The sequence below is a fragment of the Spirosoma radiotolerans genome, assembly GCF_000974425.1.
GTDB classification, from domain to species: Bacteria; Bacteroidota; Bacteroidia; order Cytophagales; family Spirosomataceae; genus Spirosoma; species Spirosoma radiotolerans.
On record NZ_CP010429.1, the window covers coordinates 3,022,203 to 3,044,191 of the forward strand.

19 protein-coding genes are annotated in these 21,989 nt (G+C 51.5%); 13 read left to right on the forward strand and 6 right to left on the reverse strand.

The features are described from left to right. Positions 1-4: 4 nt before the first annotated feature. From SD10_RS12215 to SD10_RS29665, 3 genes are all read right to left on the reverse strand, one after another. Positions 5-946, reverse strand: coding sequence for a hypothetical protein (locus tag SD10_RS12215; RefSeq protein WP_046574044.1), 942 nt, complete (start codon positions 944-946; stop codon positions 5-7). Beyond that, positions 939-1,550: a DUF4255 domain-containing protein gene (locus SD10_RS12220; RefSeq protein ID WP_046574045.1), complete on the reverse strand. Its 612-nt coding sequence runs from the start codon at positions 1,548-1,550 to the stop codon at positions 939-941. The genes SD10_RS12215 and SD10_RS12220 overlap by 8 nt, the downstream gene beginning before the upstream one ends. Before the next feature lie 283 nt (positions 1,551-1,833). Then, complete coding sequence (locus tag SD10_RS29665; RefSeq protein ID WP_158500565.1) at positions 1,834-1,971, reverse strand: hypothetical protein; 138 nt, start codon at positions 1,969-1,971, stop codon at positions 1,834-1,836. A gap of 95 nt (positions 1,972-2,066) precedes the next feature. Here SD10_RS29665 and SD10_RS12225 point away from each other — a divergent pair, with 95 nt between their 5' ends. Beyond that, on the forward strand, positions 2,067-2,432 hold the full coding sequence (locus SD10_RS12225) for a hypothetical protein (RefSeq protein WP_046574046.1): 366 nt from the start codon (positions 2,067-2,069) through the stop codon (positions 2,430-2,432). 102 nt (positions 2,433-2,534) lie between these two features. Here the strand turns inward: SD10_RS12225 and SD10_RS12230 are convergent, their stop codons facing one another. Beyond that, on the reverse strand, positions 2,535-4,043 hold the full coding sequence (locus tag SD10_RS12230; protein WP_046574047.1) for a helix-turn-helix domain-containing protein: 1,509 nt from the start codon (positions 4,041-4,043) through the stop codon (positions 2,535-2,537). 15 nt (positions 4,044-4,058) lie between these two features. Continuing rightward, the gene (locus tag SD10_RS12235) at positions 4,059-5,159 is read right to left on the reverse strand and encodes an o-succinylbenzoate synthase (protein WP_046574048.1); all 1,101 of its coding nucleotides are present in this window, start codon (positions 5,157-5,159) and stop codon (positions 4,059-4,061) included. A gap of 144 nt (positions 5,160-5,303) precedes the next feature. Between SD10_RS12235 and lpxK the strand changes: the two genes are divergently transcribed. The 11 genes from lpxK (at position 5,304) to SD10_RS12290 (ending at position 20,162) form a co-directional block, all read left to right on the forward strand. After that, a complete protein-coding gene (lpxK, locus tag SD10_RS12240; RefSeq protein ID WP_316933142.1) occupies positions 5,304-6,308 on the forward strand; it encodes a tetraacyldisaccharide 4'-kinase in 1,005 nt (334 codons plus the stop codon). 52 nt (positions 6,309-6,360) lie between these two features. After that, positions 6,361-8,388, forward strand: coding sequence for a putative porin (locus SD10_RS12245; RefSeq protein WP_046574050.1), 2,028 nt, complete (start codon positions 6,361-6,363; stop codon positions 8,386-8,388). Between the two features lie 132 nt (positions 8,389-8,520). Continuing rightward, complete coding sequence (locus SD10_RS12250) at positions 8,521-10,266, forward strand: GMC family oxidoreductase (RefSeq protein ID WP_046574051.1); 1,746 nt, start codon at positions 8,521-8,523, stop codon at positions 10,264-10,266. 54 nt (positions 10,267-10,320) lie between these two features. Then, positions 10,321-10,764: a four helix bundle protein gene (locus tag SD10_RS12255; protein WP_046574052.1), complete on the forward strand. Its 444-nt coding sequence runs from the start codon at positions 10,321-10,323 to the stop codon at positions 10,762-10,764. 58 nt (positions 10,765-10,822) lie between these two features. Then, entirely contained in the window at positions 10,823-11,461 is a 639-nt protein-coding gene (locus SD10_RS12260; protein WP_046574053.1) for a gluconate 2-dehydrogenase subunit 3 family protein, read from the forward strand. A 174-nt stretch (positions 11,462-11,635) separates the two neighbouring features. Beyond that, positions 11,636-13,333 carry a CTP synthase gene (locus SD10_RS12265; RefSeq protein ID WP_046574054.1) on the forward strand — a complete coding sequence of 566 codons (1,698 nt, stop codon included), beginning with the start codon at positions 11,636-11,638 and terminating at the stop codon, positions 13,331-13,333. Positions 13,334-13,459: 126 nt separating this feature from the next. Further along, on the forward strand, positions 13,460-15,337 hold the full coding sequence (yidC, locus tag SD10_RS12270) for a membrane protein insertase YidC (protein WP_046574055.1): 1,878 nt from the start codon (positions 13,460-13,462) through the stop codon (positions 15,335-15,337). A gap of 136 nt (positions 15,338-15,473) precedes the next feature. Beyond that, complete coding sequence (locus SD10_RS12275) at positions 15,474-17,264, forward strand: ABC transporter substrate-binding protein (protein WP_046574056.1); 1,791 nt, start codon at positions 15,474-15,476, stop codon at positions 17,262-17,264. 79 nt (positions 17,265-17,343) lie between these two features. After that, complete coding sequence (hemL, locus tag SD10_RS12280) at positions 17,344-18,636, forward strand: glutamate-1-semialdehyde 2,1-aminomutase (RefSeq protein ID WP_046579433.1); 1,293 nt, start codon at positions 17,344-17,346, stop codon at positions 18,634-18,636. Between the two features lie 52 nt (positions 18,637-18,688). After that, positions 18,689-19,714: a glycosyltransferase gene (locus tag SD10_RS12285; RefSeq protein WP_046574057.1), complete on the forward strand. Its 1,026-nt coding sequence runs from the start codon at positions 18,689-18,691 to the stop codon at positions 19,712-19,714. A gap of 91 nt (positions 19,715-19,805) precedes the next feature. Beyond that, on the forward strand, positions 19,806-20,162 hold the full coding sequence (locus SD10_RS12290; RefSeq protein ID WP_046574058.1) for a hypothetical protein: 357 nt from the start codon (positions 19,806-19,808) through the stop codon (positions 20,160-20,162). A 29-nt stretch (positions 20,163-20,191) separates the two neighbouring features. On the opposite strand, the gene SD10_RS29820 is transcribed toward SD10_RS12290, so the two are convergent. Beyond that, positions 20,192-20,347, reverse strand: a complete 156-nt coding sequence (locus SD10_RS29820) for a hypothetical protein (RefSeq protein ID WP_012926602.1) — start codon at positions 20,345-20,347, stop codon at positions 20,192-20,194. 207 nt (positions 20,348-20,554) lie between these two features. Between SD10_RS29820 and hisS the strand changes: the two genes are divergently transcribed. Next, positions 20,555-21,919 carry a histidine--tRNA ligase gene (gene hisS / locus SD10_RS12295; protein ID WP_046574059.1) on the forward strand — a complete coding sequence of 455 codons (1,365 nt, stop codon included), beginning with the start codon at positions 20,555-20,557 and terminating at the stop codon, positions 21,917-21,919. The last annotated feature ends 70 nt before the right edge of the window (positions 21,920-21,989 follow it).

The window sequence follows — 21,989 nt, forward strand, 5'->3', positions numbered from 1 at the left end:
TTGTTTAAATAGTTATGGATACAGTTGAATACACGGTCAGGGCCTGGGTTGCCGAATCAATTTCCGAGCTTACTGATTCGGGCGTAGGGTAGGGGAGAATCCGCTCCAGAGCCGTGCCCGAAAGAGGAAGATCGTCCACAACATTAACCCTGTAAGCAAGCGTTACTGTTGGTTTCGGGTCGGGTTTTTCCAGTATATCAGCCACCGCATCGCCCACAAACCGGACGCGGTTTGTGGCGAGGTTCTGTCGAGAGAAACTGGGTAGATTCTGCCCGCTCAACTCGTCTATGGCTACGTCGGATCGACTCAGGTTTATGTCGTATCGCCAGCGACTTTTTCGGTGCTGAAATGGTATTTTAAACACAGGCCGCTCCATGGATAGCGTATGGTCAGCCTCCGTAATACGATAGATAGCTGGCTGCGTAGGGTCCAGCACGAGCTCGACAGCACCGAAAACGGGGTCGTTGGCCAGTGCACCAAGCTGATTCAATAAGGCCGTTCGCTGGTCAGCGGTTTGTAGCTGATCGTCGGGCTTGACAGCCAGTGCTTTGGTAATTGGCAAGTTGCCCCGGTTTACTTCCGCTTCGGCGTGTATGTGCTGATTGGTAAAAAAGAACAACGGCATACGAACGTCGGTGTTGGTGGGCAAATCCGTTAGGGCAGGGAGGGCTGAGTTTTGTAAACGCATAACAAACAGGAGTTTAACGCCATTCGGGAGTTGGGTTGTCCGGTTGCCGGCCTCATTTTTTCGTATATCGGCAAGCACTAGAAAGCCGGTTGCCGTCGGCCGAAAGAGCAACCCATATCGTTTCAGCATCTCAACGGTACCTGGTGCAGGCAACCAGTTGAAATCAGCGGCTTCGCCATTGGTCATACCGGTCTGATTGGCATAATACGTGTTTTCAACGACTAGGCTGAATAGCGTCAGATACGTGCTTTTAAACATGGCTGTCTCCGCTAATTGTGGTAATCGGTACCGCGTTTTGTTTGCTGCGTGTTGAGAAAATAGTTAACAGGCGCATTTTATAGACTACACTAGGCATTTGCTTCGTGCCCAGTGAGGCCCATAGATTATTTTGTTGCTCAAACGTCAGGTTGTGTAAGCGCATGGTCAACCGATCAACCAGTTGCCAGCTTTTGTTGAGTGGGTCAGTCACCCGGGTGTTTAAATTCGGGTAATGAGCCTGGTCGAAAACTGGGTTCTCCTGAAAAAAGCCAATGACATTCGATACGTCGCGCAGAGCCGATAGATAAAAGGGTTTATGGGCCACAAAAAGGACATATAGATTTAAACTAACGGGCGGCTGCAATTCAACGAACTGATTGTTTTCTGCCGGTCGGTGCCGCAGGTATTTTGAGTCGATTTGTTCTTCTTCAATGCCGGCCAGCACAATCGCAATGTGGTTTGTGTCATTAAACCCTGGACTTCCATCCGGGCGAATTAATGACACAACTTCAGAAATATTTCCTGCGCTATAATTGTCAGGATCCCGTTCAGCCAAAAAGGCATCCAATTCTTCCTGGATAAATTCTAATGCAGTCCTGACCATACATTTTCGTTTCCAATAAGGTTTTATAAAGACTGAATAGAATTTTTTAGGCCTATCGGAAAGGATTATCGAAGGATGGAAAAAAAGTAACACCGTTCTTGTTCGGCTTATTTAACGGTTATTGCCCCTATGAGGATATTATTAAAAGGTATATGTAGATCAGTACCAGGGAATTAATTGGAAGTCCAGGCCAACTGGACGCTGGTCATGTGCCGCGGTACAAATCAAACCACGAATGGAATTAACCGGAGCGGTATAACCACGGTTAGTTTATAGGGGGTGGTCAATGCGTCACGCCTGGAAACACGAACGACCAAATTCCTGATCGCTTGCGTGGCTTCCTGAAGCGGTCCAGGTATTTCTCATCGAAGCCAGTTCCGTTATCGGCTACCTCATGGGGTGTTTCTTCTGACAAGAGCATAAATTGTAGCTGCCTGATGCAACCAGAAGCGGTAGTAATTCATCTACTGGTTACTAAGCAGACGCCCTGTTCAGTCAACGTAAAACACCTTCATAATGACCCGTCTCATTTTATACCTTGTTATCGGCTCTTTTTTTAGTTCGTGCGCTTATACCAAAAACTGGCAGGGAACATCCAACGCTCAGGTTGCTCAGGCCGAGTTCAAAGAACTAACCGGTAAACAAGTCTTTGTAATGCATGTGCCCAATAACGATACCTATCTGGCTTACCGATTTAAAGAAACGGATGGTGAATTAAAGGCTTCTATACGGTCAACTTCAGCGTTCATCGTCAACAAGACAATTGACTTCTCGGAGGAAAATGCTGTTCACCTGGTTAATCAGAAGGGAGCGGAGTATAAGGTGACCCTAAAAGGTAAGCACGCGTCGGGTGCGTTTGATGTTAGATTCCTAAAGGCCTAAAAATAAGACCTTTAGTCCACTCAGTTTAACCAAGGCATGGCGAATGTAGGCCATTCTGCCAGAACCATTCTGTGTTTACGGGTGGCTTCGCCGTTGAAACGGTCAGCGTAAGGCCTCTATGGCTGTTTTCATGGCCGCGAACTGCCGTTTCTTTTGGAGGACGGTGGGTGGCGCCACCCGTTCCCGGCAATCGAAAATGCCGCAGCGTTCACAGGCCTGGTTTACGACCCGAAACGAGACTTCACTAGCTGGATTCAGGCTGGCGCCTGGCGTGGCCGGGAGAAAGTTCATTTTACTCTTAAGGGCGTCATTGACCGCAAAACACATCGACACGCTGATGTTTTGGTGACCAACGGCCTGAAACGGATGCGCGACCGAAATAATCAGGTATTGCTGCCCCGAATCGGCATATTCGGAAATCTGGGCCCGGCAAAGGGTGCCGTTAAAGCCTTTATTCTGTTGCAGAAACTGAAGCTCCTGCAAAATCGTCCAGGCAATCCAGCGTCGGCAGAAATGCTCGTCGACAATGCCCCGGGGGCCCTGCTGCCGTGATAAATGCATTTCTTTGGTCAACTGGAATGTGCTTTGGCCGGGTGTGTGATTAAATCGGTAGAAAAACAACTGATCAATGCCAAAGGCACTGGGCAACACATTACTCAACCGGTAGAAGAACTGTTCGGGGGTAGCCCTAAACTCCCCAATGAGCTTCAGGAAGTCGTCATTGCTCCAGGTGGTGCGGGCAAACAGGTCCGTTAATTTCGCAACCAGAGCCGCCCGCCGAATCAGGATGGCCCCGGCAAAATAAGACGCTTTGTAGTTGTTCAGTATCTGCTCAAACGACTCCGCTTCGACCCAGGAATAGCTGTAGGGGCGGTTCTTGAGGGCCATAAACTGAAACCCGACCTCCCGCGACAGAATAAACGAGCGTTGTTCGGCCGTTAAGCCAGCGTTGAGGTGAAGGGTGTGTTGTTCGGGCCGATACACCGATCGCAACGATACCAGTTCCGGTTGGCTGAGGGGATCAAAATACTCAATCCGAGTGGCATACCGCGTTTTGAGCAGGTTGATCAGTAAGGCTTCAGTAACGGGCTGATCAGGCATCGGCGCAAATTCAGCCAGAAAACGATCCGCGTCGGCTTCAATATCCGGGAAATAATTGTCATGCATTTCCTGATACGACCGCAGCATGGTCAGGTATAACCGCTCAACGCTCATGTTATAACTAAGGGCAATGTCCATGAACGTTCGGATCATGGCACTGACTTTAGCGGGCGCTTCGGCCAGTAGTTCGAGCAGATCGGACGGGTCGATGCCGAAAAGTTCGAGCGGGATTTCGGTTAGGAATTTGGAGCGGAGAAGATCTGAAATAGGTTCTAACTTCTTGCTCAGCTTCAGCGAAACCAGGGTATCGTAGTCGACCTGCATGGCGTTGGCCAGCGCCGAAATTTTATCCGCTTTGGGGTATTTACGGCCCTTCTCGATCTCCGTGACGTACGAAATCGACAGCCCTGATTGTTGAGCCAGTTCGCTCACCGACAGCCCTTTATCCAGTCTAAGCTGGCGAAGTTTCAGGCCAAACAACAGGCGGATATGATCAGCTGGTAAATTCAATGAGTCAGGACGGAGTTAGTGAGAAGCATCAACCAAAAGCGGACTGAGGTTCCAGGACCGGGCCGGGTCGTAGTGGAGCTGACCCTGTTCGACAACCAGTGGGCTATCCACATTGTTGTGATAGAGCTGGCCCGTGCCCAGACCTTGCGGCAACAGGTGTTTAAACTGGGCCGTGTACTGTGCAATGGCGTTCAGGCCGATATTTGATTCCAGGGCTGAGGTCAGCCACCAGCCAATATTGAGCCGCCCGGCTAGTTCGATCCACTCATCGCAATGGCGTAACCCACCCAAAAGGGTTGGTTTGAGAATAATATACTGCGGCTGGATTTTTTTCAGCAGGCGGAATTTATGCACATACTCCATCTGGCCGATCAGTTCCTCATCCAGCGCGATGGGCAGGGGCGAGTGGAGGCAAAGATCCGCCATCAGATCCGGCTGCCCGGCCCGGATCGGCTGCTCGATCGAATGCAGATCAAAGGCCGCCAGCCGTTCGAGTTTCGCCATCGCGTCGGCCGGCTGAAACGCCCCGTTGGCATCTACCCGAAGGGTAATCTGATCCGCTGGAAAGCGGCTGCGGATCATGGCCAGCAGCTCACACTCCTGTTCGAAGTCGATCGCGCCAATTTTAAGCTTCAGGGTCGTGTAACCCGCCTGGAGTTTCTCTTCGATCTGCTTGCGCATGAACGACTGGTTACCCATCCAGATGAGTCCATTGATAGGAAGCATTCGCTGACCAGCACTGAAATCAGACGCCCGGATCAGGCGACTACCTCCCGATAAGAAATCGAGCATGGCGGTTTCAAAGCCAAAGATAATGCTGGGGAAAGCCGGGCTGATAAGCTGATTGAGGATGATCGGGATGTTCCAACTAAAGAGCTGAAGGTCCATTTCCGTAAACTCGGCACAATATTGATCGAGTTTTTCCTCAAAGTCGGGTCGGTCATCAAAACTTAGCCCTTTTAGCGGGCCACACTCACCGTAGCCAATGACCGCCGGGTTATCGTCATCACAAATCCGGATTATGTAAGACGTTTTTTCCGTAAGGGTGCCGCGTGACGTACCCGCTTCGAAGCGAAAATGCAACGTGTATTTCAGGTAGTCGGCTTTTAAACTCATTGTACTAAACGGTGAGGACGGGATTTCCCAGTCCTAAAAGTACTAATTTTGACTGCTCAAGCTGGCAATATTACGAAATTATTAATGAAGCGTTTAGTGGGTAAGTGGCTACTCTTGCCATTTAGTGGAGTATATGGGCTCGTCATGGCTATTCGTAATTGGCTATTTAACAGTCACTTATTGGTCTCATTTTGCCCTTCTGTTTACACAATCAGTGTAGGGAATTTGACGGTTGGGGGTACCGGAAAAACACCTATGATTGAATTTTTGATTAAACGGTCTGTTTCCCGGCAACCCAATCGATCGGGAGCGACGGCTACCCTGAGCCGGGGTTATGGTCGCCAAACAACCGGGTTCCGCCTAGCCAATGAGACCGATACCGCGTCGACAATCGGGGATGAACCCCTGCAGCTTTACCGTAAATTTTCGCCTGCCATTCGGGTATATGTCGGCGAGCGCCGGGCGGATGCCATTCAGGCCATTATGGCGCTTGAGCCTGAGACAAAACAGGTTCTGCTGGACGATGCCTACCAGCATCGGGCTGTTCAGCCGCACCTGAATATCCTGCTCATGGACTATAATCGACCCTTTTATGCTGATTACCCCTTTCCGGCGGGCCGTCTGCGCGAAGGGCGAAATGGAGCCCGCCGGGCCGATGCTGTTGTGGTGACCAAATGCCCTACTGATTTATTTGCGACCGAGCAACAGCGTATATCGGCAAAGATTCGCCCGTATACCCGGCCGGACGTACCAATATTTTTCGCTGGTCTGCAGTATGATCTACCCGTATCGTTCGCGACAAGGCAAGCCGTATCCCGTCTCGGTGATGTTTTGTTGGTATCAGGATTGGCCAATGCCAGCCCGCTGGAACAGTACGTCCGGCAAACCTACCGGTTGGTTCGTCATGTTCCATTTTCCGACCACCATGCTTACAGCCGACCTGACTTCGATACCCTGCTGGACCGCCTGCCTCCCCAAACGGCCCTGCTGACCACCGAGAAAGACTGGGTAAAACTCGATGCGTTGCTGACCGATCAGGAGCGAGCCACATTGCCGTTGTACTACCTGCCGGTTGCGGTACGGTTTCTGCCCGGACAGGAAGCCAGGTTCATGGCGTTTTTAGACCAGTCTCGCCTTAAAAATCGTTAACGGCGCGACAGAAACGAATCGGTGTCCGCTGTTTTAACGTACTTTTGACCTGATGAAGCGGAGTTTAGTTGCCCTGGTTATTAGTTTAAGTGTATCGCTCACCGCCTGGGCGCAGCAATTTCCGGGTAGTACGGGTACCGGTAATATACCCGGTGGCTTTGGTGGCCGGCAGGCAATGCCTACCTCGACAACCGGTACGAATGGGATCGATGATTCGACGAAGGTCATTTATGGGCCTAAATCGACCCGCTATGTCCTAGAAGACGATATTTTCAACAACCGCCGGAAACTGTACACCCTCGATACGACGATGGACGAAGTGCATCGGTTTACGTACGTCCAGCGGAGTAAAAATATGTACCAGGATTTAGGCGAACTGGGCACTGCCATGCGGCCGGTTTTTCTGCAGGTCCCTCAGCAACTGGGTGCGCAATCGGGCTATTACGTCTTCTCGCCCTATGCCTACCAGAGCCAGGACGTCAAGTATTTCGATACGAAATCGCCTTTCACCGACATGTACATTGCCCTGGGCGGCAACAATCAGAATATTTTGCGCTTCGACATGGCCCAGAATATTTCGCCCCGCTGGAACGTAGGGTTTGACATACAGCGGTTTACGGCTCAAAAACAATTCGGGACGAGTGGTAACAATGACCCGTATAAATTGCTGGCTCAGAACTGGGGCGTACAGCTTCACACCAACTACCGCTCAAAAAACGATAAATACACGCTGCTGGCTAATTTCATCAACATGAACCACAGCGTCGATGAACAGGGAGGTGTACTGCCGGGGCAGACCGCCAGCGGTGAACCGATTCCGTTTAACTACACCGGCGATGCCCGCCTGCGCAGCGGAACCACCACGACCCAGGGACCACACGGCTGGGAGATTCGGAACAACTGGCACGTGTATCATCAGTATATTCTGGATAAGGGCTTCCAGCTTTACCATAAATTCGATTACCAGACGCAGAAGAATTTCTACCGGGACGATACGCTCCGGTTGAACCTGACGGATGTCAATTTGATAGATTCTAACCAGGTTCGGCGGTTTTATCCCACCGTTTTAGGAGACACCTCGCGGCTGGAGCAACATGCCCGGTTCCGGTTGTTCGAAAATCAGTTCGGTATTAAAGGAATTGCTCAATATAAAGGAGCCTCGTTCAATTACCGGGCTTACCTGCGGATTCGGAATTATGCCCAGTCCATGCTCTACAACACCTCACGCACCAATTATAATCAGTACGGAACAAACCGGATCGAGACCTTTGTAGGGGGCTGGCTGGGGTATTATTTCCCGGATAGTCTGTCGCGATTAACAGCGGAAACCGAGCTGGGCGCCGGAGGAAGTTACCGCGTTCAGGGGCAGGTCGAAAGTAAATTTCTGACGGCGGGCGGCTCCTACCTGAACGTCGAACCCACGCTTTTGCAGGAACGCTTTCAGAGCAAAGTATACATATGGCCGGATGCCGCGCGCGGGCTGACGCCGTTATCCAAGCGCAATTACCTATATGCGTATGGGAAATTAAACGTGCGCATCAAAAACCTGCGTCTGGAACCAAGTCTGGATTATTACCTGGTGAAGAATTATGTCTATTTCGATACCGCCGGGTATGTCCAGCAGGAGAAATCGCCCATCAGTATTGTTCGGCCGGGGCTGGGCTATCACCTGCAAATCGGGAAGTTTCTGATATCCGGCCAGGCGTATTATACCGCCAAGGAAGGCCCCGACGTTATTCGAATGCCGCCGTTTTTTATGAATACCCGCATTCAGTATGAATTTCTGTATGCCAAGGTACTCTATATTCAGACCGGGGTCGATTTACACTACAAGTCGCCTTATTATGCCGATGCCTACATGCCGCTCACTCAGCAGTATCATCTTCAGGATCGGCAGCAGGTAGAAGGGTATGTGCTAGCCGACCTGTACGCTAACCTTCGGATCAACCGGACACGGCTGTTTATCAAACTTACTCATGCAAATCAGGGCCTGATTACGCCCGGTTATTTCGTTGCTCCCGATTACCTGCAAATGCGCCGGGGCTTCGCCTTTGGGGTCGACTGGTATTTATTTGACTGATTTATACGCAAAACAGGTAAGTATATGCACTTTCCTGCTTCTTCTAATGGAGGGGTAGTTTTTAAAAAATTTTGCTTATTACTCAATCGTTGGGTTACTTTCCGGTCTAATCAATTAATCTTTACTTAGTACATGGATCCATTTCAGATTCAAAAAGCACCCGTTCAATATGACGTAGCCATTGTGGGCTCAGGGGCTGGGGGCGGTATGGCGGCCTATACACTGGCAAAAGCCGGTGCCAAAGTTGTTTTGCTGGAAGCCGGTGGCTATTTTGATCCGGCCGACCCCAAATACATTACCCAACTGAAATGGCCCTGGGAATCGCCCCGTCGGGGTGCGGGAACTACCCGCGCGTTTGGTGATTTTGATGCGGCCTGGGGTGGCTGGGACATTGAAGGCGAGCCGTATACAAACGCCAAAGGGTCTGATTTTCAGTGGTTCCGCTCCCGAATGCTGGGTGGCCGTACCAACCACTGGGGGCGTATCTCCCTTCGGTTTGCACCCGATGATTTCCGGCGTAAAAGCATGACCGGTGTGGGAGAGGACTGGCCGATTGGGTATGATGATATCAAACCGTTTTACGACCGGATCGACCGGATGATCGGGGTTTTCGGTTCTGTCGAAAACATGCCGTCGGAGCCAGATGGTATCTTTCTGCCCGCGCCCAAACCGCGGTTACACGAACTCATGATTCGGAAAGGAGCGCGCAGCATTGGTATTCCGGTTATTCCATCGCGTTTGTCCATCCTGACCAAACCCGTCAACAACGAACGGGGTGCCTGTTTTTACTGTAGCCAGTGCGGTCGGGGATGTCAGGCGTATGCCGATTTCTCGTCGTCCTCGGTACTGGTGAAGCCCGCCCTGAAAACGGGGAACGTGACCCTCATCAACGGGGCCATGGTTCGGGAAGTGCTCACCGATCCGGCTACCGGCCTGGCAACGGGGGTTAGCTATGTCGATACCCAAACGTTGCAGGAAGTTACCGTAAAGGCAAAGTCGGTTATTCTGGCGGCCAGTGCGGGCGAAACGGCGCGGCTGCTCCTCAACTCAAAATCGAGCCGTTTTTCGACGGGGCTGGCTAACTCCAGCAACGTGGTCGGTAAATACATCAATGACTCGACGGGTGCCAGCCGGTCGGCCTTTATCCCGGCGCTGATGGATCGCAAACGCTACAATGAAGATGGCGTTGGCGGCATGCACGTGTTTACACCCTGGTGGCTCGACAATAAGAAATTGGATTTCCCCCGGGGTTACCATATCGAATACTGGGGTGGTATGGGTATGCCCGCCTACGGATTTGGCTGGGGTATCGAAGCCATGAACGGGATGATTCCCGGCCGGGATGGTAAAATGAAGCCGGGTGGCGGCTATGGTGCCAGTCTGAAAGATGATTACCGCCGATTCTACGGAGCCTACGTCGGCATGGCGGGACGGGGCGAACCAGTGCCACTCGAAAGTAACTACTGCGAAATAGATCCGAACGTGGTCGACAAATACGGTATTCCGGTGTTGCGGTTCAACTACAAATGGTCGGACTACGAAGTGAAACAGGCCAAGCACATGCAGGAAACCTTCGAGGAGATTATTCATTCGATGGGTGGGATTGCCCTGGGCGATAAACCCAACGCGGCTAACAACTACGGGCTGGCAGCACCGGGGCAGATCATCCACGAGGTCGGCACGGCCCGGATGGGGAACGACCCTAAAACGTCGGTGCTGAATAAATACCAGCAGGCGCACGATGTGAAAAACCTGTTTGTGGTCGATGCGGCTCCTTTCCCGTCGCAGGGCGACAAAAACGTGACCTGGACGATTCTTGCCAGTTCCATGCGCACCAGTGAATACCTGATTGATCAGGTTAAGCAGAAGAATATTTAAGGTTTGTGGTATACCGTTTTCGGTGGGTCGGCTCGGCAAGGATGCGTTAGGACAATGGCTAAGATAAATCGGTTTGAAGAGTTAGACGTTTGGCAATTAGCCCGACAGGTATCAGACGATATTTATTGGCTAACCCAGAAAGGGACATTCTCGAAAGATTTTGAATTAAAGAATCAAATCAATTGGGCAAGTGGTTCCATCATGGATAATATTGCCGAAGGCTTTAGACGAGCAAATCGAGCTGAGTTTATTTTGTTTCTGGGCTATTCGTCCGGTTCTGGCACCGAAGTTAAGTCGCAATTGTACCGAGCTTTAGATCGGCACCATGTAACATTGGATTGTTTTAATGAGCTTTATGCTCGTACTGACCGCATTGGTAACATGTTGTTTTGGTTGATTCAGTCCTTAAAAAAATCACCGGTACGCGGTTTACGGTATAAAGTAGATGAACCTGAAATAGCCTATCTCGTAGAGGACTTTCCTGATCTGGCGCCGTAATGACGGACCACCGTAGCGACGGACCGCCGTAAACCATAAATTAAAAACCTTTCGACATATGAAACGCAGAGATTCCTTAAAAGCCCTCTCGCTCGCTGGTTTTGGCATGGCTGTCAATCCGGTTGAAGCCGCAGTCCCCGCACCACCCGACGTAAAACCGCTGAAAATTCCCGGTGGCCGGCAGAAGTTTGAAGCCGAGCGCGACGCCAAACTGCATGCCGAAAAATTTTTTACGCCCCACGAACTGCAAACCGTAACGGTGCTGTCAGACATTATTCTGCCCGCCGATGAGCGGTCGGGGAGTGCCTCCCAGGCGGGTGTTCCGGCCTTCATCGAATTTATGATGAAGGACCAGCCCAAAAATCAGACCCCCATGCGTGGGGGAATTCGCTGGCTGGACAATACCTGCACCAAGCGGTACGGAAAGGCCTTTGTTCTGTGTACTAAAGCCCAGCAGATCGACATGGTGGAGCAGATTGCCTACCCCGCCAAAGCCAAGCCTGACATGACCCAGGGCGCATCGTTCTTCAGCTTTGTGCGGAATATGGTCGCCACGGGCTTTTATACCAGCCAGATGGGTATTAAAGACCTGGGGTATGTGGGTAACGTGCCTAACCAGTGGGATGGCGTACCGGCCGATGTGCTGAAGCAGTATGGACTTGCTTACGAAGAACGCGAGTTAACGCAAGGCAAATAAAGAACGGAATCGTTTAGTGAAAAAGCCCCGGTTGAACCAACCGGGGCTTTTTCACTAAATACATGACGACCAACTGATTACCAGGAGGTGGCCAATTTTTCCCTTTATTTTTCGCTCATTCCGCCTTTTTTCTCGTACTTTTACATCCCGTAACGACCTAATTAGGTTTTAATCATGGCAGCTACGGGACCCAAATCCGCGAAATATATTTTTGTTACCGGCGGAGTAACTTCATCACTTGGCAAGGGCATTATCGCTTCTTCGTTAGCCAAACTCCTTCAGGCTCGGGGCCTTACGGTAACGATCCAAAAATTCGATCCGTACATCAACATTGATCCCGGCACCCTGAATCCATACGAACATGGTGAGTGCTATGTAACCGACGATGGGGCCGAAACGGACCTTGACCTTGGTCACTACGAACGATTCCTGAACCGGCCCACGTCGCAGGCCAACAACATTACCACGGGTCGTATTTACAACAACGTGATCACCCGCGAACGCCGGGGCGATTTTCTGGGAAAAACCGTTCAGGTTGTCCCCCACATCACGGATGAGATCAAACGGAACATCAGGCTATTGGGCGAAACAGGTGATTACGACATTGTGATCACCGAAATTGGCGGTTGTGTCGGCGATATCGAATCCCTGCCCTTTGTCGAAGCGGTTCGGCAGTTAAAGTTTGAACTGGGTGAGAAAGATACCCTGGTTATTCACCTGACGCTGGTGCCGTATCTACGGTCGGCCGGGGAGCTGAAAACCAAACCCACGCAGCACTCCGTCCGGATGCTGCTCGAAAACGGGGTGCAGCCCGACATCATCGCCTGCCGGACCGAACACCCACTGCCGCAGGATATTCGCCGGAAAATTGCGCAGTTCTGTAACGTTCAGGTGAGTTCCGTCATCGAAGCCCTCGACGCCGAAACCATTTATGATGTTCCGCTGCTTATGCAAAAAGAGCGGCTTGACCAGCGCGCGCTCTACGTACTCGATCTCTACAATGATAAAGATGCGGATCTGGATGCCTGGAAAGCTTTTTTAGGCCGGCTCAAGAATCCGGGTGATACGGTGAAAATTGGGCTGGTGGGTAAGTATGTCGAACTACACGACGCCTACAAATCCATCGCCGAGTCGTTTATCCACGCGGGGGCGGCCAATGAATGCAAAGTACAACTGGAGTGGATTCAGTCGGAAACGCTGGTCGACGAACACCATTGCGCCGACGTACTGAGTGAACTGGACGGTGTGCTCGTGGCACCGGGCTTTGGTGAACGCGGTATTGAGGGTAAGATCAATGCGGTCCGCTTCGTGCGCGAACGGGGCATCCCGTTTCTGGGTATTTGCCTGGGGATGCAGATGGCCGTGATCGAATACGCCCGCAATGTGATGGGGATTCAGGATGCGCACTCGACGGAGATGGAACCGCATACGCCCAACCCCGTCATCAGCATGATGGAAGCCCAGAAAAGTGTTACCGACAAGGGTGGCACCATGCGTCTGGGAGCGTATGCCTGTAAGCTCAAGCGCGATTCGATGGCGCACCATATTTACGGTAAAACGCAGATCAGCGAACGGCACCGCCACCGCTACGAGTTCAACAACGATTACCTGGATGCCTTCGAAAAGGCAGGATTGCGGCCAACGGGCATTAATCCGGACACCGGGCTGGTCGAAATTGTTGAATTAAAAGGGCATCCCTGGTTTGTGGGTGTTCAGTTTCACCCCGAGCTGAAAAGTACCGTCATGAACCCACATCCCCTGTTTGTGCAGTTTGTGAAGGCCGCTCTGACCTTCAGCCAGCAAAAGCGCACAGCCCAAGCTACATCCGGTCTGTCAACCGTCCGTGTAGAAACCGCCGAGGTGGTTGATTAAGCCGGTAGATTGGCGTAATTTCGCATCTTACTATGGTTTACGGTTTTCAGTTTATGGTTGAAGGGAGCGCGCATTCGCTTTCTCAAAACCCGATTAACTGAAAACCGTAAACTGAAAACTGAAAAAATGGATCGTAATCAAATTATTGGCATTGTCCTGATTCTGGCGATGCTGGTTGGCTACCAGTTACTGGTACCAAAACCTGTGCCCGACGCGGCCCGTCAAGGGAAACAGACGGCTACACAAACACAGCCTACCAAACCCACCACCGCATCCTCTGCTACAGCCGTCAACAAGGGTGATTCGGCCGGGCAGCCAATCGACTCGGCTGCTGTTAAAGCACAGTTTGGCGATTTTGCCAACGTGGCGACCGGTCAGGCCCGCGATATTGTTATCGAGAATAAAGACATTAAACTCACCTTCAGCACACAGGGGGGGCGGGTAAAAGAAGTTATTCTGAAAGATTACAAGACCTTCGATCAAAAACCGCTGGTCCTGATTGACGAGAACAGCAGCCAGACAGTACTTAACCTGCCAACCCGCCAGGGGGCCGTCGATCTTCACAAACTGTATTACCAGACAACCACCCAAAGCGGTACGGTGAGCGGACAGCCACAGCAAATCGTGTTTCGGGCAGAAGTCGCGCCGGGACAGTCGGTGGAGCAGGTATACACCGTTCCCGCCGAAGGCTATGTGCTGGATTATGACCTGAAGCTGAACGGGCTGACCAATACCGTTGCCAACGGAAACATTCAGTTCTTCTGGGAAGATAAAATGCGGCAGTACGAAAATGACCTGTCGAATAACCGCAAAGCTGCCACAATTAATTACCTGACGGCTGACGAAAGTTTCGAGAAGCTTACCGAGGGCGAAAGCAGCCAGGAGGTCACCGTCGAAGAGCCGGTGCAATGGTTTACCATCAAGCACAAATATTTTCTGGCGGGTTTTGTGGCTAAAAACACCGCCTTCCCCAAGGCCAGCTTTAAAACTCTGGTCGATCCGGCCGACAGTAGTGTGGTAAAAACGGCGATTGCCGATGTGACGCTGCCCCTTGCCGATGTCAATGCCGGGAAAGGGCAATACAAGTTCTTTTATGGCCCGAATGATTTTCAGTTGCTGGGCAAGGTAGCCCCTGAATTTGATCAAAACGTTTACCTGGGGTACTCCATTCTGAAGCCGATCAACAAATACTTTTTTGTGCCGGTTTTCAATTTCATGGGGCAGTTCATTACCAACTACGGCTTGTTGATCATTGCGCTGGTGGTGTTCGTAAAGCTGATTCTAACACCGTTAACCTACAAGTCATACATCAGTATGGCTAAAATGCGGGTCCTGCAGCCGGAGTTGAATGAGATGAAAGAGCGGGTTGGCGATGATATGGCTAAGCAGCAGTCGGAGCAAATGAAACTGTATCAGGAGGTGGGCGTCAGTCCGCTGAGCGGTTGTGTGCCTGTGCTGGCTACCATGCCGATCCTGTTCGCCCTGTTCATGCTCTTCCCAAACCTGATCGAGTTGCGGCAGAAATCCTTCCTGTGGGCCAATGACCTGTCGACCTATGATGCGTTTATCAAGTTTCCGGCTATCCCGTTCATTGGCAGTCACCTCAGTTTGTTTACGGTGCTGATGACCATGTCGTCGATTGCGTACGCGTATTACAACAACCAGACGACCCCAACCCAGCCGGGTCCGGTGAACATGAAGGCGATGAGTTACGTATTCCCGCTCATGTTCATGTTCGTACTAAACTCGTATCCCGCTGGTCTGACGTTCTACTATTTTGTCTCGAACGTCGTTACGATTGCGCAGCAGTTGCTCATTCGCCGGTTCGTTGACGAAGATAAAATCAAGGCCGTACTGGACGAAAACCGGCGTAAGAACGCAGCGGGCGAAGGCAAGAAACCCGGCGGGTTTCAGGCACTGCTGCAAAAACAACTGGCGGCTGCCGAAGAAGCCCGTAAGCAGGCAGACGAAGCCCAGCGCCGGGCAAAATCAAAAAATAAGTAAAGCAGGTACACGGGTCTGCTGTCGCGATGAAGCGTAAACAATAAATTTACCTATGTTTCATACGGTTGCCGTTGGCCTGTCCTTATTCGCAAAGCAACGCGTCAGCGTTGCTTTTGTGTATTATCCCTACTGATATATGAGTAATACAGTTTATTGGTTTAGACGGGTAGCGATTCTCTGCATTGGGCTGGTAAGCTGGCAGCTCGCCACGGCACAGGTCGCGCCTGACGTACAGAGACGTTATTCGGTCGCCGTAAAACAGGTGCAGGCTGGCGATTACGAGCGGGCTAAATCAGAACTCAATGTCCTGATTCAGCAGCGTGGGGTTTTGGCACCTTATGCCAGTTATTACTATGCGATTGCGGCTTATCGGCAAAAAAACTATAACCAGTCCCGGCTGATGCTCAAACAACTGATGGAGTTGTTTCCTGACTGGCGAAAAATGGACGATGCCAGCTACCTGCTTGCCGCTAACTGTATGGAAATGGGCCAGTATGAAGAGGCACTGACGGCTCTCCAAACGATCAGCGATCCCACGCTGCGGCCGTACAGCACCAAACTGGAACAAAATTTTATTCCCCGGATAACGGACCTTACCCGGCTTAAACAACTGAACAAATCCTTCCCAAATGACCGGGTTATCGGACTGCTCCTGATTGACCTGATCCAGCGGACAGCTACTGACAAAGATGATCTGGAATTGTCGGATCGGTTAACCAACCGCTTTGGGGTTCCCCCGGCGCAGGTCGCAGCACCTGCCACGACCAATCCGCAGGTATCGGGAGCTCGTTCCACCAGGCCCGGTACGCAGCCGGGCAGAAACACGCGACCCAAGGGTTACTACAATGTGGCGGTTATGTTCCCGTTCCGGGTCGATGAGTTCAGCAGCGATAAGCGGTTGCGGTCGAGCCAGTACGTATATGATCTTTACAATGGAATAAAGCTGGCCAAAACTAAATTGCAGGAGGAGGGTATCACCGTCAATCTGTTTGCCTATGACCTGGACAATGATGCCAACAAAGCGCTTGAGTTGGTCAACAGTCCTGCTTTTGCCCAGACCGATCTGATTATTGGCCCCTTGTATGCCGAGCCCAACCGGATTGCCTCTGCCTACGCCAACCAGAACAACATTCTGTTGCTGAATCCAATTGCGACCAGCAGCGAGCTGGTGGCGAATCAGCCCCTGTCTTTTCTGGCCCAGCCATCATTAAACCAGCAGGCCCAGAAAGTTGCCGAGCAGGTTCGGACGCTGAATGGCGCTCGCCGGGCGGCCATCTATTTTGGGTCGAGCCGTAAAGATTCCCTACTGGCTAGTGCCTACCAGGCAGAGTTGACCCAACAAAATGTTAAAATTGTTGATTTTCGGCGTGTGGGCGGTAGTGCCCAGGCAATGGCTGATGCCATGCAACTCACCGGGCCTGCTGCCACGACGCGTCCTGCCAGCGCTACAGCTCAGCAGGCGGGTATACCACTGGGGCATGTCTTTTTCGCCAGCAGCAATGATGACGATGGCCCCCGTATGCTCGATGCCTTAAGTCGCCGGAAAGTGAGTGGCCCCCTGATTGCTACCGCGTCGGCCTTCGACTTCTACAAGAATCCACTGTCAACCTTCACGCGCCGGGAGTTGTATTTGTTGTATCCCGATTTTATAGACCCGACGCGGGAACCGGTCAATTTGTTTCAGGAGGAATACATTGCCAAACGCAATACCATTCCGTCTGTTTTTGCGAGTGAGGGGTATGATATGATGCTCTTCTTTGGGCGGCAACTGGCAAAAAATGCACTTCAGTCGCGTAATCGGAGCAATCTGCGTTCCGATACGGACGATTACCTGTTATCGGGTTTCGATTATACACAAAGTAATGATAATCAAATCGTTCCTATCGTAAAATACGAAGACGGGCGGTTTGTGAAAATTAATGAGTGAACGAATGACTGAGCGAAAGAGTGAAAAAGCCGAGGCCAATTCGCTCTTTCGCTCAGCCATTCGTTCACTCCTTCAGAAGATGACGACAAGCGAACAACTGTTTGAAAAAGCCAAAACACTGATTCCTGGTGGGGTTAACTCACCCGTTCGGGCGTTTCGGGCGGTGGGCGGATCGCCCATCTTTATTAAGTCGGCTAAAGGACCTTATCTGTTCGATGAAGATGGCCGGCAATACATTGAGCTGATCAACTCCTGGGGACCGATGATACTGGGTCATGCCTTTGAGCCGGTTGAAAAAGCCGTTCGGGATGCCATTCAGCACTCGTTTTCCTTCGGAGCACCGACCCGGAAAGAAGTGGAAATGGCGGAGTTAATCACTGCTATGGTGCCGTCGGTCGAGAAAGTCCGGATGGTCAATTCAGGTACCGAAGCCACCATGGCCGCCATTCGGGTGGCGCGTGGGTTTACGGGGCGCGACAAGCTCATCAAGTTTGAGGGCTGCTACCACGGGCATGGCGATTCGTTTCTCATTGCCGCCGGTAGTGGCGCCATGACGATGGGCATTCCGGACAGTCCGGGGGTTACGAAAGCAACCGCTGCCGATACCCTCACCGCGCCCTACAACGACCTGGCCGCCGTTGAAACGTTACTGGACAACAACCACAACCAGGTCGCGGCCATCATTCTGGAGCCGGTGGTGGGTAATATGGGTTGCGTACTGCCCGAACCGGGTTTTCTGCAGGGTATTCGTGACCTCTGCGACAAGCACGGGGTCGTGTTGATTTTCGACGAGGTAATGACGGGTTTCCGGCTGGCCAAAGGGGGCGCTCAGGAACGCTTCGGGATTACCCCCGACCTGACAACCATGGGGAAAATTATTGGTGGCGGGATGCCCGTTGGCGCCTATGGCGGTCGGGCCGACATCATGAACCTGGTCGCACCAGCTGGCCCGGTCTATCAGGCCGGTACCTTATCGGGCAATCCGATTGCCATGTCGGCGGGCTTAGCCATGCTCCATCACCTGAACGAGCATCCGGAGGTGTATACCCGTCTGGAAGAAATTGGGAAAACCCTCACCGACGGTTTCCGCGCGGGCCTGCAAAAGGCGGGCCTGTCGTACACCATCAATCACATCGGATCCATGTTCACGCTGTTCATGACGGAGCGATCGGTGACCAACTTTACCGAAGCCAAGTCCTGCGACATCCCCCAGTTTGGCCGCTATTTTCACGCCATGCTGGAGCGGGGGATATACCTGGCCCCGTCGCAGTTCGAGAGTTTGTTTTTATCCGTTGCCCTGACCGATGATCTGGTTGCTCAGATTATCCAGGCCAATGAAGAAAGCCTTATCTCAATGATGAAGGATAAATGATGAGTGATATCCGATACATCATTTATCCTTCATCCTTCATCCTTCGTTCACCGTGTTCTTCTCGATTATTATTCCCGTCTTCAATCGCCCTGACGAGCTCCGCGAGTTGCTGGCTAGTCTGACAAAACAGACGTACCAGCAATTTGAGGTGCTGGTGATTGAAGACGGTTCGGTTGACAAAGCGGATGGCGTGGTGGCTGAATTCGCCAGTCGGCTCGATATTCGTTATTTCTTCAAAGAAAACTCGGGGCAGGGGTTCACCCGAAATTATGGTTTCGAGCGGGCCAGGGGCGACTATTTTGTCATTTTTGACTCCGATGCGCTCGTGCCCCCGCACTATTTTTCGGTCGTTTCCCAGCGGCTTGCCGGAGACCCAGGATCTGCACAACCAGCGCTCGATGCCTATGGAGGCCCTGATGCGGCTCACCCCGACTTTACCCCCATTCAAAAAGCGATCAGCTATTCCATGACGTCCCCGTTTACAACGGGGGGAATACGGGGTAGTAAGAAAAACCTGGGAGGGACCTATCATCCCCGCAGTTTTAACATGGGCCTCTCCCGAACGGTATGGGAAACCATTGGAGGATATGCCTTGAGCCGCATGGGGGAGGATATCGAATTTGCCATTCGAATCATTGAAAACGGCTTTCGTACGGGCTTGATTCCGGATGCCTTTATCTACCACAAACGCCGGACAAACTTCGGGCAGTTCTATCGTCAGCTGCGTTTCTTCGGCCGGGCCCGGATTAATATATCCCGGTATTATCCGGCTGAACTCAAGCTGGTTCATGCGTTTCCGGCTTTATTCACGCTCTTTGTCTTATCCGTGCCTGTGTGGGTGTTCATCAGCCCTGTCTTGTTTGGGCTGGCGCTGGGAATGCTAATCGTTTTCTCGTTGCTTATCCTGATCGACGCTAGCCGAAAAGAGAAAAGTCTGCGCGTTGGCCTGTTAAGCGTCGTCGCGGCTTTTGTGCAATTGATTGGCTATGGCATGGGCTTTCTGACGGAAGGCTGGAAACGAGTAAGAGAACCCAAAGAATTTCGGGAAACCGGAGCTTCTATCGACTATCCGTCATAATGCCAACGGATGGTCCATAAAAAGTCAGGATTGTTAACGAAATTCGCTGCTGTAACGTTATCCACATGAATCCTTGTGACTCCTATAGGTTATGTCCAAACTTGCTAAACCACCCGGTCAACGATTAGTAAAACGCATGAGTACCCGAACAAAGGGGCTGATCGTGGCTCCATTAGGTCTGCTCTTGTGTAGTATCGGCTTGTGTGTGTTTAGTGAGGCTGCTCAGGCAAAACACATGGATGCCCCCTTTCGGCAATGGTTTTTGTGGGGTGCGTACAGCCTGATCCTGTTCAATGGTGGCCTGTTGCTCTTTGGGCAGGCTGTCCGGTATCGGGCACAGCTTGATTACCGTCGGTTTGTCCGGCGTGAACTCAAAAAACGGGATCGCGAGTGGGCCCGCCTGCGCCCAAAACGAAAAGCCTCACCGGGTAAGGGCGAGGCTAAATAATCGTCAGCAAGTCAACTGGACGTTTTCGATTAAGCTGCTTTCTTCTCAGCAAACGAAGCTTTGATGGCTTCTACGTCTACATTCTTGATGGTTGGCTTCCGCAGCAACTGTTTGATGGCATTGGTCTTGTTATTGGCAATAGCCCGGTTGCGACGAGCTTTCCGCTTAAGTTCTGTTACTCCCATGATTGTATCTTTTTAACGTGTCAGTTCAAAATCAGAGCGCAAAAATACGATTTTTTTGGACAGAACGGTCGATTCGATCCGTTTTTTATCGTATTCATTGCTTCATGCCCCTTCCTAAACACCTTATAGGCACAGGAATAACCGATGAATAGGACAAAATCGATGGTTTTCTGCTTATCCTGTACGCCCGTCCATTAATTTTGCAGTATGCAAAAACCCACATTGCCGAAAGGCACCCGTGATTTTGGCCCGGAGCAGATGAGCAAACGGCTGTTTATATTCAACACCATTCGCGAGACCTTCAACCGCTTTGGTTTTCAACCCCTGGAAACCCCATCGATGGAAAACCTGTCGACGCTGACGGGTAAATACGGGGACGAGGGCGACCAACTCCTATTTAAAATACTTAATTCCGGTGATTTTGCCGCCATCGTCACGGAACTCGATCTGGCCGCGGGTTCGAAAAAGCTAACCGCAAAAATTGCCGAGAAAGGCCTGCGGTATGACCTGACCGTACCGTTTGCCCGCTATGTGGTCATGAACCGGAATGCGCTCACAATGCCCTTCAAACGGTACCAGATGCAACCCGTCTGGCGGGCCGACCGGCCACAGAAGGGCCGTTATCGGGAGTTTTACCAATGTGATGCCGACGTAGTAGGAACGGATTCGCTTGTTTGCGAAGCGGAGATTGTGCTCATGATCCACGAGGTGTTTCGGAATCTGAACATTCCCGATTTTACGGTAAAAATTAACAATCGGAAAATCCTGGCGGGTATTGCTGAGGTCATTGGCGCTCCCGGTCAGGAAGGAACGCTGAGTGTGGCGATTGATAAGCTGGATAAAATAGGGAAAGAAAAGGTATTGAATGAATTAACCGAACGGGGTTTCTCGGCGGAGACAGCAACCAATCTGGAACCGCTTTTCTCTTTCCATACGCTGGGGGTAGGGCAGGTACTTGAGCCGTTGAAAACCTGGCTTTCAGCCTCAGACGTTGCTCAAAAGGGAATCGCTGAACTTGAAGAAACACTCTTGTTGGTCAGTCAGTATGGTTTATCAGACGCTTGTGTTGAGATTGACCCCACTTTGGCGCGGGGACTGTCGTATTATACAGGGGCAATTTTTGAAGTGAAGGCCAATGGCGTATCAATTGGCAGCGTCAGTGGAGGAGGTCGGTACGATAACCTGACGGGTGCCTTTGGCATGCCGGGCCTGTCGGGGGTTGGGATCTCGTTTGGGGTAGATCGTATTTACGATGTGATGGAGGAATTGAACCTGTTTCCGGTTAGTGCTGGCCAGGGGACGAAAGTACTTATTGTTCCGTTCGATGCCGAAGCGCGTTTAGTTGCTTTGCCCTTGCTGCGTCAACTTCGAACGGCTAATCTAGCCGCTGAAATGTATCCTGACTTGGCAAAAGTGAAGAAGATGCTCGATTATGCCAATGCCAAAGCCATTCCGTATGTGGTATTGATCGGCTCAGAAGAGGTGCAAACGGGTCTGGTATCCATTAAGAATATGATTACCGGCGAGCAACAGAAAGCGACATTGGAAGAGTTGTTGCAACGGCTAAGCTGAGCCGTATCTTCGAACCATCAGGTGGTCTGTGTCCGCACAGACCGGGGAAGCGGCTGAGCTGTTTCCTGCT

What these genes read in the sequence shown, in the direction of transcription:
- SD10_RS12215 (WP_046574044.1), bottom strand. Translation starts at nt 946, where the DNA reads ATGTTTAAAAGCACGTATCTGACGCTATTCAGCCTAGTCGTTGAAAAC.
- SD10_RS12220 (WP_046574045.1), bottom strand. Translation starts at nt 1,550, where the DNA reads ATGGTCAGGACTGCATTAGAATTTATCCAGGAAGAATTGGATGCCTTT.
- SD10_RS29665 (WP_158500565.1), bottom strand. Translation starts at nt 1,971, where the DNA reads ATGCTCTTGTCAGAAGAAACACCCCATGAGGTAGCCGATAACGGAACT.
- SD10_RS12225 (WP_046574046.1), top strand. Translation starts at nt 2,067, where the DNA reads ATGACCCGTCTCATTTTATACCTTGTTATCGGCTCTTTTTTTAGTTCG.
- SD10_RS12235 (WP_046574048.1), bottom strand. Translation starts at nt 5,159, where the DNA reads ATGAGTTTAAAAGCCGACTACCTGAAATACACGTTGCATTTTCGCTTC.
- lpxK (WP_316933142.1), top strand. Translation starts at nt 5,304, where the DNA reads ATGGCTATTCGTAATTGGCTATTTAACAGTCACTTATTGGTCTCATTT.
- SD10_RS12245 (WP_046574050.1), top strand. Translation starts at nt 6,361, where the DNA reads ATGAAGCGGAGTTTAGTTGCCCTGGTTATTAGTTTAAGTGTATCGCTC.
- SD10_RS12250 (WP_046574051.1), top strand. Translation starts at nt 8,521, where the DNA reads ATGGATCCATTTCAGATTCAAAAAGCACCCGTTCAATATGACGTAGCC.
- SD10_RS12255 (WP_046574052.1), top strand. Translation starts at nt 10,321, where the DNA reads ATGGCTAAGATAAATCGGTTTGAAGAGTTAGACGTTTGGCAATTAGCC.
- SD10_RS12260 (WP_046574053.1), top strand. Translation starts at nt 10,823, where the DNA reads ATGAAACGCAGAGATTCCTTAAAAGCCCTCTCGCTCGCTGGTTTTGGC.
- SD10_RS12265 (WP_046574054.1), top strand. Translation starts at nt 11,636, where the DNA reads ATGGCAGCTACGGGACCCAAATCCGCGAAATATATTTTTGTTACCGGC.
- yidC (WP_046574055.1), top strand. Translation starts at nt 13,460, where the DNA reads ATGGATCGTAATCAAATTATTGGCATTGTCCTGATTCTGGCGATGCTG.
- SD10_RS12275 (WP_046574056.1), top strand. Translation starts at nt 15,474, where the DNA reads ATGAGTAATACAGTTTATTGGTTTAGACGGGTAGCGATTCTCTGCATT.
- hemL (WP_046579433.1), top strand. Translation starts at nt 17,344, where the DNA reads ATGACGACAAGCGAACAACTGTTTGAAAAAGCCAAAACACTGATTCCT.
- SD10_RS12290 (WP_046574058.1), top strand. Translation starts at nt 19,806, where the DNA reads ATGTCCAAACTTGCTAAACCACCCGGTCAACGATTAGTAAAACGCATG.
- SD10_RS29820 (WP_012926602.1), bottom strand. Translation starts at nt 20,347, where the DNA reads ATGGGAGTAACAGAACTTAAGCGGAAAGCTCGTCGCAACCGGGCTATT.
- hisS (WP_046574059.1), top strand. Translation starts at nt 20,555, where the DNA reads ATGCAAAAACCCACATTGCCGAAAGGCACCCGTGATTTTGGCCCGGAG.